The sequence below is a fragment of the Rahnella sp. 1L-D-7-B-C2 genome (assembly GCF_057290995.1).
The window spans coordinates 1-11,842 of the sequence record NZ_JBXAVQ010000034.1; the positions used below are offsets into that span (position 1 = coordinate 1).

General features: G+C 46.6%; 9 protein-coding genes and 2 pseudogenes. 6 read left to right on the forward strand and 5 right to left on the reverse strand.

Annotated elements, in window-relative coordinates; translation table 11 throughout:
• A partial coding sequence (locus tag AC0Z7K_RS24115; protein ID WP_001401901.1) for an IS1 family transposase occupies positions 1 to 80 on the forward strand: 80 nt, incomplete at its 5' end.
• Between the two features lie 46 nt (positions 81 to 126).
• Here AC0Z7K_RS24115 and AC0Z7K_RS24120 read toward each other — a convergent pair.
• Positions 127 to 1,059, reverse strand: a complete 933-nt coding sequence (locus tag AC0Z7K_RS24120; protein ID WP_485616243.1) for a hypothetical protein — start codon at positions 1,057 to 1,059, stop codon at positions 127 to 129.
• Positions 1,060 to 1,523: 464 nt separating this feature from the next.
• Between AC0Z7K_RS24120 and AC0Z7K_RS24125 the strand changes: the two genes are divergently transcribed.
• A complete protein-coding gene (locus AC0Z7K_RS24125) occupies positions 1,524 to 2,297 on the forward strand; it encodes a tyrosine-type recombinase/integrase (protein WP_485616244.1) in 774 nt (257 codons plus the stop codon).
• A 103-nt stretch (positions 2,298 to 2,400) separates the two neighbouring features.
• Here AC0Z7K_RS24125 and AC0Z7K_RS24130 read toward each other — a convergent pair whose 3' ends face one another.
• From AC0Z7K_RS24130 to AC0Z7K_RS24140, 3 genes and pseudogenes are all read right to left on the reverse strand, one after another.
• Positions 2,401 to 3,333 (reverse strand): ABC transporter permease, encoded by a 933-nt coding sequence (locus AC0Z7K_RS24130; RefSeq protein ID WP_485616245.1) that lies wholly within the window; start codon positions 3,331 to 3,333, stop codon positions 2,401 to 2,403.
• Between the two features lie 310 nt (positions 3,334 to 3,643).
• The gene (locus AC0Z7K_RS24135; protein WP_013578358.1) at positions 3,644 to 4,420 is read right to left on the reverse strand and encodes a hypothetical protein; all 777 of its coding nucleotides are present in this window, start codon (positions 4,418 to 4,420) and stop codon (positions 3,644 to 3,646) included.
• Positions 4,421 to 5,100: 680 nt separating this feature from the next.
• Positions 5,101 to 6,107, reverse strand: a pseudogene (locus AC0Z7K_RS24140) (IS3 family transposase); the annotation flags it as partial.
• A 66-nt stretch (positions 6,108 to 6,173) separates the two neighbouring features.
• Here AC0Z7K_RS24140 and AC0Z7K_RS24145 point away from each other — a divergent pair.
• The gene (locus AC0Z7K_RS24145; RefSeq protein ID WP_485616248.1) at positions 6,174 to 7,196 is read left to right on the forward strand and encodes an IS110 family RNA-guided transposase; all 1,023 of its coding nucleotides are present in this window, start codon (positions 6,174 to 6,176) and stop codon (positions 7,194 to 7,196) included.
• 212 nt (positions 7,197 to 7,408) lie between these two features.
• Here the strand turns inward: AC0Z7K_RS24145 and AC0Z7K_RS24150 are convergent.
• A pseudogene (locus AC0Z7K_RS24150) lies at positions 7,409 to 7,528 on the reverse strand (transposase); the annotation flags it as partial.
• A 262-nt stretch (positions 7,529 to 7,790) separates the two neighbouring features.
• On the opposite strand from AC0Z7K_RS24150, the gene AC0Z7K_RS24155 reads away from it, so the two are divergent.
• From AC0Z7K_RS24155 to AC0Z7K_RS24165, 3 genes are all read left to right on the forward strand, one after another.
• Positions 7,791 to 7,979, forward strand: coding sequence for a hypothetical protein (locus AC0Z7K_RS24155; RefSeq protein ID WP_157962150.1), 189 nt, complete (start codon positions 7,791 to 7,793; stop codon positions 7,977 to 7,979).
• Between the two features lie 741 nt (positions 7,980 to 8,720).
• The gene (locus AC0Z7K_RS24160) at positions 8,721 to 10,181 is read left to right on the forward strand and encodes a sensor domain-containing diguanylate cyclase (protein ID WP_112198559.1); all 1,461 of its coding nucleotides are present in this window, start codon (positions 8,721 to 8,723) and stop codon (positions 10,179 to 10,181) included.
• A gap of 277 nt (positions 10,182 to 10,458) precedes the next feature.
• Positions 10,459 to 11,481, forward strand: a complete 1,023-nt coding sequence (locus tag AC0Z7K_RS24165) for an IS110 family RNA-guided transposase (RefSeq protein WP_112198560.1) — start codon at positions 10,459 to 10,461, stop codon at positions 11,479 to 11,481.
• Positions 11,482 to 11,842: the final 361 nt, after the last annotated feature.

Here is an 11,842-nt window from a genome sequence, read left to right on the forward strand (position 1 = left end):
AGTCGCTGTCGTTCTCAAAATCGGTGGAGCTGCATGACAAAGTCATCGGGCATTATCTGAACATAAAACACTATCAATAAGTTGGAGTCATTACCAAATTTCTATTTCTGTGAGCATATCAGACCTTTAAACGCGTGTGGATTTAGTAATGGACCTCGAAATAGCATCACAAACTTCTTTTAAAGAGGTTGGGTTTTCATTTTCTGAAATGCCGTTCGTGTAAACATGCGCCTTGGACTTACCGTTAATGAATTGCATAGTGATCTCATATTCATTTGTTTCAGGATTCATGGCTGCGCGTGCATACTGACCGTCAACAAGAATTAGACGGTTCGGCAATTTTGGAATGAAAAAGTAGTCACCAATAAGGTCGTCATTTTCCATAGCCTCTTGAGATAATACGACCTCGAATTGCCAGGCTCCCGCTTCATAATTTTCTGGTCTATTGTAATTTATGACACAGTTGTGATAGCGTTTAAATATGCCTTCTTCTAGTTCACCCTTATCGCTAACTCTCATTTCCTTCATATTAATATAGAGTTGGTCGAAAGCTGCTTTACGAATTGCTTCCTCGATCCGCCTACAGACGAGCTCAAGAAACGTTTCTGGATCCTCTGCCAATTCGCTATCCATAAAAATCAGGACGGCATTCCATTCTAAATTTACAACTTTCGTTCCCAGCAATCGGTTATTCGTTTGACTCCGGCATCCGGGAAAAATTGCACGATACTGAGCTATAGGATAAATACGCATTGGCTCAACATTCTCAGAATTAAATTCAGGAAGTAAAAAGTTAATTGTTTCTTCGAGCAATCCTGCGGTTAATCCCTCTATTTTGGCGTAAATTAAATATTCTTCCTGACGAAACTTATCACGCGGCTCCCTCGGAGAGTAAGTAACCGAAATATTCAGACCGCTTTCTAACGAAAGATTTTTATATACGCTCCAGTTCAGTGCTTTACGAATTTCCTCACTGACGTTCAAATCCAGCTGTTTCAATTTTTCGTCAAGAGATACCGGGATCCTGCACTGCACTAACTTAAGCTTGTTCTCACTCATGGGAAAAGTCTCGCCGTGTAATCAGTTAAAGCATAATCACATCAATGTAATAAATAGTAAAGGCAAATATTACAAAATCATCATGTTTCGTTTCACTTGCGGCAAAACGGGTAAAGATCCGCAAACGCCGCACCCCGTCATTTTCGCCTATGTAGTATCAATGCAATAAGTTACATACTATATGCGGGTTTTGTGCGCCCTGCCCGTCAGTTTCGTCAAAAAAAGGCTGCGGCAAAACGACATATAGAAAGAAACTTCCGCACAATGCGGTACAATTTAGGGTAATTATGACGGCGGGATCCTCTGGCATAATAATGGCGGATCGGTCATGCCGTGCGGCGTATATCAAGTACTTTCGTCGGGTGGCCGTGGTGAACCCGACGGTGAAAGTTGCGCATGCGCAAAAATGTCTTCGCCGGCGTCAGCAAAATGACAACGCTACGTGAAATCTGAGAACCAATACTGTGGATTTTAAAAATCCCGACGACGTGAAAATACTCCCTCCCGCCATGCTGATGCCCGTCGGTGGGCCGGACTGGGCGCGGGTGTTTTCAATGCGGCAGCTGGCCATGTCCACGCCCAACACGCCGGCGTATTTGCTCGCCCCGGAGGTCGCCGTACTGCTGAGCTATCTCCCTGATCTGCGTCAGCGCACGTTCTTTGAAACCATATGGAATACCGGGGCCAGGCCCAGCGAGGCGTTGGCACTCACGCCAGCTTCACTGTTGTTCAAACAGGCGATGCCCGCCATTAAATTGCCCACGCTGAAGCAGCGAACGCGCGGTCGCGGTCGGCCAAAAGAGTCAGAATTGCCGGTACGCGACGTGCCGGTGTGGGATACCACCTATCGTGAAAGAATGACCTCACTTGTCGCGACGCTGAAGATAAGAGTGGAAGAACCCCTGTGGCCGGTGTCGCCGGATACCATATCGCGGTGGCTGAAGCGCGCTATCGATGCCGCAGAGCGTGACGGTGTCATGTTTTCTATCAGGCCGATCATCCCCAAATCCTTCCGGCACTCTTTTGCGATGCACATTTTATTCAACCGCATACACCCCAAGGTCCTGCAAACGCTGATGGGCCATAAGTCCTTCAAGTCCACCGAGGTGTATACCAAGCTGTTCCTGTTCGATGTCGCTGGCCAACACCAGGTGAACTTTGGGTACGACGTTGAGCAGGCCAGGCTGGCGATGATGCAGGCGGGAAATCTACCCCGCCAGATATTTGGCCATTTCTGATGTTGTCGCGCAAAGGCTATGTCCTAAAGCGTTTTCGTTAACCGCCAAGCTCACGCTAACTCACGTTAATAAAAAGGGCAGTCATATTATTGACCGCCCTTTTTTACTGATTTTTTTTGAACCTGTTCCCTAAAATGACATAACGTTCAACGCGTTCGCTCAGTTGCCTGAGCCGGTTCGGCAGGTCTTTGTGAACGAAATCCTCGGGGACATCAAAGTCGTCAAAGTGGGCAACCAGATACTCATGCACTTTCTCGAGTATGGGCAACAGAGAAATATTGTGTTTGGCATCGTGGATCGCAGTCTGAAGAGGAAGATATTTTTCGTCCCAGGCTAAAGCATAGAGATTCATAAAATGGGCCCTTGCCTCCCTGAAGTGAAGGTGGTCGAACATTTCCAGGATAAAGAAGAAGCACGGGATTTTTAATGCATTGATCCTGGCCAGTTCAACCTCTCGCCGCTGCCGCCAAGTCCTCAAATTGGCAAAACGTGATTTCATGCAGGCAAGGGGGTTCAGCACCCTCACCTTGTCATGCATCACCGGGCCTTCACTTTCTGGGATCTTGATCAGAAAGGGCTCAGTGTTTAACAACAACTTTTTGCCGATGAAGTCTTCTTCTTCAAAACCTGCGGGCCAGTCAATGACATCTACGGTGTTGGCATTTTCAGGGGCTTCAGGATCGGAAAAGTGTCGTCCCTCCACGCCTTTAATGCGTTTCGTCTCGCTGTCTATCAACAGGAACCGGGCAACCGAGGGAGGATTACCCGCATCGTTTAATGACACATCAACGTTCAGGGCACGTGCAATCGCCTGGACATCATGCTTTTTCGCGGAGTAATCAACGTCAATGGAGGTGACCAGACGCTGATCCGGCAACTCGTCACCATACTGTTCATGGAAATAGGAAACCCAATATTGTACCGCCTGGCCGCCGACCGTGATCACGGCGTCACGCAGCTGGTCACCGCTAGCGATGAGCTGAGTATTCAGGAGATAGGCTTGTTCGAATGGGGGAATTGCTTCGTTTTCAGACATAAAAAAACCATCATTGAATGATGGTTCATTTTGCCGCAGTCTTCCTAATCAAGCAAAGCTAACTGGCTGCTTAGACGAGAATTTTGAAGAGACACTGTAGCGTGATTTCGGCGCAGGTTTGTACTCGCGATCACCGCGTAGAACTTCTTTTGCCACTCTGTCATAGCGGGCATGTTGTTCTGACTTAACGATTGATGGAGACATTTGACCTTACCTGAGTACAAACATTTTTGTTGGCTTGCATCAAATATACGCTACCAATCTACCGCTTGCAATTTTTTCGACCGCTTGGTTCAGGTACATTAGCTTGTCATACGTTTGAATTCGTTCCAGCAGGCTTTTGAGTCATCTCTTTATGAAACCTTCGGACTGCTGCATCCAGGCTCTCAATGTACCGATTGATTTCCCCGACGACGTACATCAGAAAGGTTTTATCCATGAGAACCCCGTCAAAATCATTGACTGAGATCCCCGCGTTTTCATTTTCAGCCCGGTTTATCGCGCGTAATTGTCTTTTTTCACTCTCCGTCTTCTTCCCTATTCGGTTTGAGATTTCATTATGTTTGGAAGCGAAACCGTCGTTATGGGCCATGATGTTTCGGAGAATTATGAGGTGATCGACATCTGCAATCCCTTTTCCGCCAATGACATCCGTAAGGAATGCGTGGCAATCTTCTAACTTTTCGCGTCTGTTTGTACGTTTGTTATTATCTGTGTAGCCGGATAGCGAAATCATAAATTTCTGACAATCAATCATACGATGCTCAAATAAGCCGAATATGGTAAGAAAAGCGGAGCGCCGTGTGAGCTGGCTGATCAGGTGTATGTACTCAGATTTGACTTCGGCATAGTCGCTACCAATACATGAACCGCATGCATAGTAGTCCCTTTCGAAGATGTGAACGTTTCCTTCGTGATCTTCAAATTCCTCATCAAACGTTCCTTTCTTCACTGCTCCAGGCAAATTGGCATCGCTTATCGCTTGGTTGACATTTTTTTCCGCCTGCTCTGCAAGCATCTTCATGACTGAGACAGACGAGGATGCATCCCACAGTTGAAAACTTATTAAATAATCTAGAAGGGCCACATCTGTTTCCTCTGTTGGTTGGATGAAAGAGATAGCAATTACGCTAAATGGTGTTAATCAAACCCGTGAAGTTCTTACGAGAACATATTTTTGACGTAAGGCTGGATTATACGAATTTAACTAATTGTTTTAAAAGTAATTTATGGTTCGCAAATTGCGTTATCTTATCAATTTAAGTTTTATGCTTTGGCATCAATTATGGTTGATCAGCAACTCTGTCGCCAGGTGTGGCGCACTCAGTTCAGCCTGCCTCAGGGCAAAGACAATCTGCTCTTCGGTGAATCGCGACTTTTCCATCGGGCCCCCATTCAGAGGAGTATTTATCATGCCGGAATTCTGTTTCTGAATGGAGCAGGATTTTGGGTCAGGGTCAGGTTTATGTTAAAAAGTGATCTCACATTCATTAATGGAAGGTTTAAATTTTAAAGCTACATGAATAATTTTCAGTGACTGCACAAGAAGTTACTGCTTAATCTTAAAACGTTTAAAAAGATTTTCGGGGATAAAGTAAATATCTCCTCGAGCCCTAGAACAGGCAACATAAAGTTTATTTCTTGTTCCAGGTTTCATCGTTTCTAATTTGCCCGCTGTTAGAAGTTTCCAATGCATTGGACTCAGAATGATGCAGATATCTTGATAATGATCGAGCCCTGACCTGCCCCCAGGATTAGATACAACGCTCACTTAGTAATGTCGGATCCTTCACTATCAGAATTACCCTTTCTCCAGGCCGCCGCAAATTCAGACGGCGCCTGATAATTCAGCGCGGAGTGCGGGCGGTACTCATTATAATCCTGACGCCATTCACTGATGGTTTTCCTGGCATGACTGACGTCACTGAACCAGTGTTCATTCAGGCATTCATCGCGAAAGCGTCCGTTAAAACTCTCAATAAATCCGTTCTGTGTCGGCTTGCCGGGCTGGATAAGTCGCAGCTCCACGCCATGCTCAAAGGCCCATTGATCGAGTGCGCGGCAGGTAAATTCCGGGCCCTGATCCGTTCTTATCGTCGCCGGATAGCCGCGAAACAGCGCAATGTTGTCCAGAATACGCGTGACCTGCACGCCTGAAATCCCAAAGGCAACAGTGACCGTCAGGCATTCCTTCGTGAAGTCGTCTACGCAGGTAAGGCACTTGATCCTGCGCCCGGTGGCCAATGCGTCCATGACGAAATCCATCGACCAGGTCAGATTGGGTGCCGCCGGACGGAGCAGCGGCAGACGTTCTGTTGCCAGCCCTTTACGACGTCTTCTGCGTTTTACGCCCAGGCCACTGAGGTGATAAAGCCTGTACACGCGCTTATGATTAACATGTAGTCCTTCACGGCGCAGCAACTGCCAGATGCGACGGTAGCCAAAACGCCTGCGCTCCAGTGCCAGCTCAGTGATGCGCCCTGATAAATGCGCATCTGCAGCCGGGCGCTGAACCTCATAGCGGCAGGTCGACAGAGATAAACCTGTGAGCCTGCAGGCACGACGTTGCGACAGACCGGTCGCATCACATATCAACATCACGGCTTCCCGCTTCTGGTCTGTCGTCAGTACTTTCGCCCAAGAGCCACCTGAAGCGCCTCTTTATCCAGCATGGCTTCGGCAAGCAGCTTCTTGAGTCTGGCGTTCTCTTCCTCAAGCGACTTCAGGCGCTTAACCTCAGGCACCTCCATACCGCCATACTTCTTACGCCAGGTAATGGGATGGACTACCTCCTCCCATTGCGGTTAACTGTACGAAATGTGCTCACCAGGAGAATCACCATGAATATCGTATTTCTGGGTATTGATCTGGCTAAAAACGTTTTCCAGCTCTGCGGGTTAAACCAGGCAGGCAAACCGGTTTATACGAAACGCACTGGTCGAAAAGAATTACTCCAGACGCTGGCAAATATTCCGGCCTGTCTGATTGGGATCGAAGCATCCACAGGCGCGTTTTACTGGCAGCGTGAGTTTGAGAAACTGGGGCATAAAGTAAAGGTTATCAGTCCTCAGTACGTAAAACCCTTTGTCCGTGGGCAAAAAAATGACGGTAATGATGCGCAGGCCATCGCAGTGGCTCTGATGCAACCGACAATGCAGTTCGTGCCACCAAAAAGCCCGGAACAGCAGGATATCCAGGCTTTACACCGGGCAAGGCAGCGTATTGTTAATCACCGTACCGCGACAGTTTGTCAAATAAGAGGGCTGTTACTTGACCGGGGGATCCCCATTGGTAGCGCTGTCTCCAGAGCTCGCCGGGCTATTCCTCTAATTCTTGAAGATGCAGAAAACGGTCTGAGCTTCCGTATGCGCAGAACAATTGCAGAACTCTATGATCTCTTTAACGATCTCGAGCGTCGGATCCATTTTTTTGATAAGGAAATTGAAACAGTATTCAGGCAATCAGAAGCCTGTCAGCGTATAGCCAAAGTTAAAGGCATTGGTCCTAAAACGGCTACGGCAGTTGTTGCCGCTATCGGCAAAGGAACTGAATTTAAGAACGGCCGTCACTTTGCTGCATGGCTTGGTCTGGTTCCGCGTCAGCACTCGAGTGGCGACAGGCAGGTACTGATGAATATGACAAAAAAGGGCGACAAGCATCTGCGGACACTTTTTATTCATGGTGCCCGCGCTGTCGTCAGGGTTGCCACGAATAACAATGATGGTTATATGAATCAGTGGGTTAACCAGTTAAAGGAGCGGCGCGGAATTAATAAAACGACCGTGGCGGTCGCTAACAAAAACGCGAGAATAATCTGGTCGATGCTGAGAAATGAAACCGAGTATCAGGTATTGGGCAGTTAATACCCTGCCAGAAAAAGTTGCAGCGTACTGAGAAATGGTGACAGGTTGTCCCTGCACAATCGGAACCTGACTTTTATACTGGCCTCAGAGGCCGTCCAGTTGTTGAGGCGATTGTGTGCGGATTACCCATTTTGGCACAGATTTTCCTGATGCCGGATAGATGTAAGCAACAACCAAAACCAGATTCAGTACTTGCAAAACGGAGGTAGTCCATAGATGTAAAACGTGGCATCGGAAATGGCGTGCTTGCGGCAGAGTTCACGGGCGGATACCCCGGCTTCAGCCTCGCGGAGAATACTGATGATCTGTTGGTCGGAAAAACGCTTCTTCATGGGGATGTCCTCATGTGGCTTATGAAGACATTACTAACATCGGGGTGTACTAATCAACGGGGAGCAGGTCAGCATGTAGCCGGTGTCTGCCGGCACATTTGCGGTTCAAGGGCAGACCATGTCGATTGTAGCCAGTTTCTTATATCGCCAGAACAAAATCACCGAACGAAGTACTGATTCTCGAACATCGCTAAAAAAATGAAACGACATTCTTTTATCCGGTATAATACATATAACAAAAAACAACTTAAAATGGTGCTATATGTATAATTATGAATGGATTTTCTTTGATAAAAATGGCGAGAAACTTCCAGTAGTGAAAACATCTGAGAATCGCATTTATGCTGCGGGCGATGTAAAAACTCACAATGGGAAAAGCTATGAAATTGTTCACAGGATCATCGATCGCGTGAACAAAGATAGTGACCTCCAAATAGCCGTCGAAGTTTAGCATTTACCATTACGCCCGTGTGACGAATCTCGATGTTCATCCCTGCCAGCAACTATAGAAACCGCAGGGCAACAAGCATTCTATTTCTCCAAAATCGGCATCAAGGCAGAAGTCAACATACTCTCCACTCTCTCGTTGTCAAAATTATAAGCAGACAATTTCACTGAAAATCCAGTATTTATTTTCAAAAAAAACGACAAAAATAAAATTTAAAGTAGCTATCACCAATAAGTGGTATTGGCTGGAAAAGCACTTTTTTTATAAAAAAAAGACCATATAATTATGGCCGTTACATCCATGTAATCCATTATCAATAAATAGAATTGCCACCTTTATTTAGGCCGACGCTCGGCCTTTTTTTTATGCTCTTACCGCTCGAATCTAGGACAATTTTATCCCCCATGCACCCCAGCCTTTTCCACCAGTTCGAGTAAAAATGATTTTATGCCCATCCGGGCGGTTTTTGGATACACGTAAGTCACTCGCATTGAACATAACACCTGATGAACGGGGGAGCATGTCAAATATATGCTATACAGAAGTCTGTCGCTCAGTAGAACGAAATTTGTAACAATATGCTGTAACGGATCACGAGATCACGGAACGGCTAGAATCATTAGCACGACGAAGCACAGATGAGATCATTTAGGTTCCACTAATAAGAGTAACAGGCCCGACTTAGCTGCTTAGGCAGAGTGCATTTACCATGTTTGCCATTACAAGACATTTTAGGGAAATTGAATGAACAGCCCTTATTGGTTGACGAAAACACGGGTCATTATTTTATTTACTTTCATGCTATTAACCGCTTTTATGCTCATTAGCTGGAGCAGTTACGAAGTCGCACGACAATCCCTAAATAATGAAATTGAGGAAAATATCCTGCCTCTAACCAGTGATAATGTCTATTCAGAAATTCAGCAAGATCTTTTGAAACCCATTCTTATTGCATCTTTGATGGCTCACGATACTTTTGTTCGTGATTGGGTTTTAAATCATGAACAGGATCCTGATGCAATGATTCGTTACCTCAACGAAATAGACCATCGTTTCGATACCGTTTTTTCCTATTTCGTTTCTGATAAAACCTATCGTTACTATGACCCCAAACGCATCCTCGAAACAGTCTCTAAAGAGACCCTACGGGACCGTTGGTACTTCCTGGCTAAAGTGCTGCCCGTGGACAAACCCTATTCGATTGATGTCCGTCCAGATCCAGAGGATCATACCCATCTTGACGTATTCGTTAACCATAAGGTCAATGACTATAAAGGTGACTTTATCGGCGTTACTGGTATTGGTATTTCAGTGGAAAAGATTAAGGTGCTGATTGAAAAATATGAGCAGCGCTATAGCCGGACTATCTACTTTGTAGATAAAAGCGGACAAGTAGTCCTGCATGGTCAATCCTTCCAACGCGCAGCGAATATCAGGCAGCAACCAGGATTAGGTCCACTGACTACCGCTATTCTTACTGTTCCCGGCGGAAGCTACCGGTATCAGGTCCAGGGGCAGCAAGTGCTACTCAATACTCGTTTATTACCCGAGTTCGATTGGTATTTGATGGTTGAACAAAGCAATCATCCTCTGGAAAAGGTGCTTTTCATCACGCTACTGAAGAACCTGAGCATCGGCATTGTGGTCAGTGTGCTGTTTTTATTACTGCTATGGCTGACCATCGGCGGATATCAGCGCCGGCTGGAGCAAATGGCCACCAAAGATAAGCTCACCGGTGTCATGAACCGCCAGGCATTTGAACATCATTTCCTGCGTATGCGTTCAAATATGTTGCAACAGGGCAAGCTGGCGAGCTTGACGATAATCGACATCGATTATTTTAAACCCATCAACGATCTTCACGGTCATAGCATTGGCGATCTGGCCATTGTGCACATCGCCAGGCTGATACAAACATCTCTGCGGTACACCGACGGCATGTGTCGCTGGGGGGGGGATGAATTTCTGGTGTTGATGCCGGAATGCAACGGCGAACAAGCTGTGGCGCGTATGCGAACCCTGTCCGAGCACATTGCACAATCACCGTTAATCTCAGGAAGCAAAACCATACCGATCACCATAAGCTGTGGAATTGCAGAGACCCAAGGCAATGAGGAACTGAGATCCTTGGTGGAGCGCGCAGATATTGCTTTATATCAAGCCAAGCGGCAGGGGCGGAATTGTGTCGTAAAAATGGATGAATAATCCGGCAGGCAGCGGAGTGATGGGCTGCCGCGATAATCCTTTACTAAACCGACGATTACCGTACACCACTCTGCCTGTATGTCCGAAAGTTAGTACAACTACAAACGGACAGCCTGATAGTTCCGTACATCCCTTACGGTCAGGGGTTTCCGCTCAATGGGACGAAATCATCCGTTAAGCTTAAACCGCTTAACGAATGGAAGGGACTTCCCCTGGATAAGCGCCTGATTAACTTTCGTGCAATTATGGGATAAACATTGACCCAGAGGGATTCATTATGACCATCACCATTGTCGGTATCGATCTTGCTAAAAATGTGCTTGCTGTTCATTGCGTTGACCAGAATGGTAAAGCAGTTCTGGTTAAACCCAAGGTGTCGCGTGCAGCACTTTCTGAACTCATTGCTGGTTTACCTCTCTGTGTCATTGGAATGGAAGCCTGCTCGGGTGCCCACTATTGGGCAAGATTATTCAGGAAGTATGGCCATGATGTCCGGTTGATGGCACCGAAATTTGTCTCACCCTATCGCATGGCGGGTAAGACCGGGAAAAATGATGCAACTGATGCAATAGTCATTTGTGAGGCTGTGCAGCGGCCGCATATGCGATTTGTACCCGTCAAAGACGAAAGCCAGCAGGCAATGCAATGCTTACATAGGACAAGACAGGGATTTATTCAGGAAAGAACAGCGACGTATAACCGTCTTCGTGGACTGGTATCTGAATTCGGGGTTATTGCCCCACAAAGCACTGATGCTCTGCGTCATGCTGTTTCTGACAAGAAAGAAACTCTGACAGTACAGGTCAGGCTGTGCATTGATGGTCTATTAGCGTATGTAACTAATATTGAAGAGAAAATCGCCGAATATGACAGGGTGTTATCTCGTGTTGCCAAAACAGATCATCGCAGCCAGCAGTTAATGGAACTGAAAGGTATTGGGCCCACAACAGCGAGTGCGCTGGTCGCCAGTATTGGCAATGCCCATGATTTTAAGAACGGACGCCAACTGGCAGCCTGGTTGGGGCTAACGCCATCACAATACAGTAGTGGCGGAAAATCAAAGCTTGGCAGGATAACAAAAGCGGGTGATGCCTACCTGCGAACCCTGCTGGTCCAGGGAGCCCGTTCTGTAATGGTAGGGGCAGAGAATAGAACGGACTCGTTTAGCCGTTGGGTCTGCTCGTTGATTGGTAGGCGGGGATACTGGCGTGCTGTCGTTGCAATCGCCGCCAAGAATGCGAGGTTGTGCTGGGCATCATTACATTACGGCGATGACTTCAGACTGTATTCAACAACGTGAAAAATTAAACTGAGTAGTAACTGAACTGTAACTCTTTGATGATAAAGGGTTATAACCCCGAGAGAAGTATCTGCATATCCTACTGGATATCACTATCCGATTAACGAGGGAGGATCTCACGAGCGTCTTTCATCAGGGCCCGAATCAATAGCGATTCAGCGTGACCGATTATAGTAGCGCAGTCTCATCCCTTGCCTTTCATTGATGAACAGACAGAAATTAAAAACCGGCGTTGACTGTTCGGGGAAGCCCTTATAGTAGGATAATTAATGAGATGGTCACTCCCTCCTTCCCGGTACTATGCTGAGGATAGGCTTTCATTCGGAGAACTATCATGGAAAACATTGCGCTCATTGGTATC

Excerpts from the sequence above, each read along its gene's own strand:
- AC0Z7K_RS24145 (WP_485616248.1), top strand. The coding sequence starts at position 6,174 with ATGAATATCGTATTTCTGGGTATTGATCTGGCTAAAAACGTTTTCCAG.
- AC0Z7K_RS24165 (WP_112198560.1), top strand. The coding sequence starts at position 10,459 with ATGACCATCACCATTGTCGGTATCGATCTTGCTAAAAATGTGCTTGCT.
- AC0Z7K_RS24130 (WP_485616245.1), bottom strand. The coding sequence starts at position 3,333 with ATGTCTGAAAACGAAGCAATTCCCCCATTCGAACAAGCCTATCTCCTG.
- AC0Z7K_RS24155 (WP_157962150.1), top strand. The coding sequence starts at position 7,791 with ATGTATAATTATGAATGGATTTTCTTTGATAAAAATGGCGAGAAACTT.
- AC0Z7K_RS24120 (WP_485616243.1), bottom strand. The coding sequence starts at position 1,059 with ATGAGTGAGAACAAGCTTAAGTTAGTGCAGTGCAGGATCCCGGTATCT.
- AC0Z7K_RS24160 (WP_112198559.1), top strand. The coding sequence starts at position 8,721 with ATGAACAGCCCTTATTGGTTGACGAAAACACGGGTCATTATTTTATTT.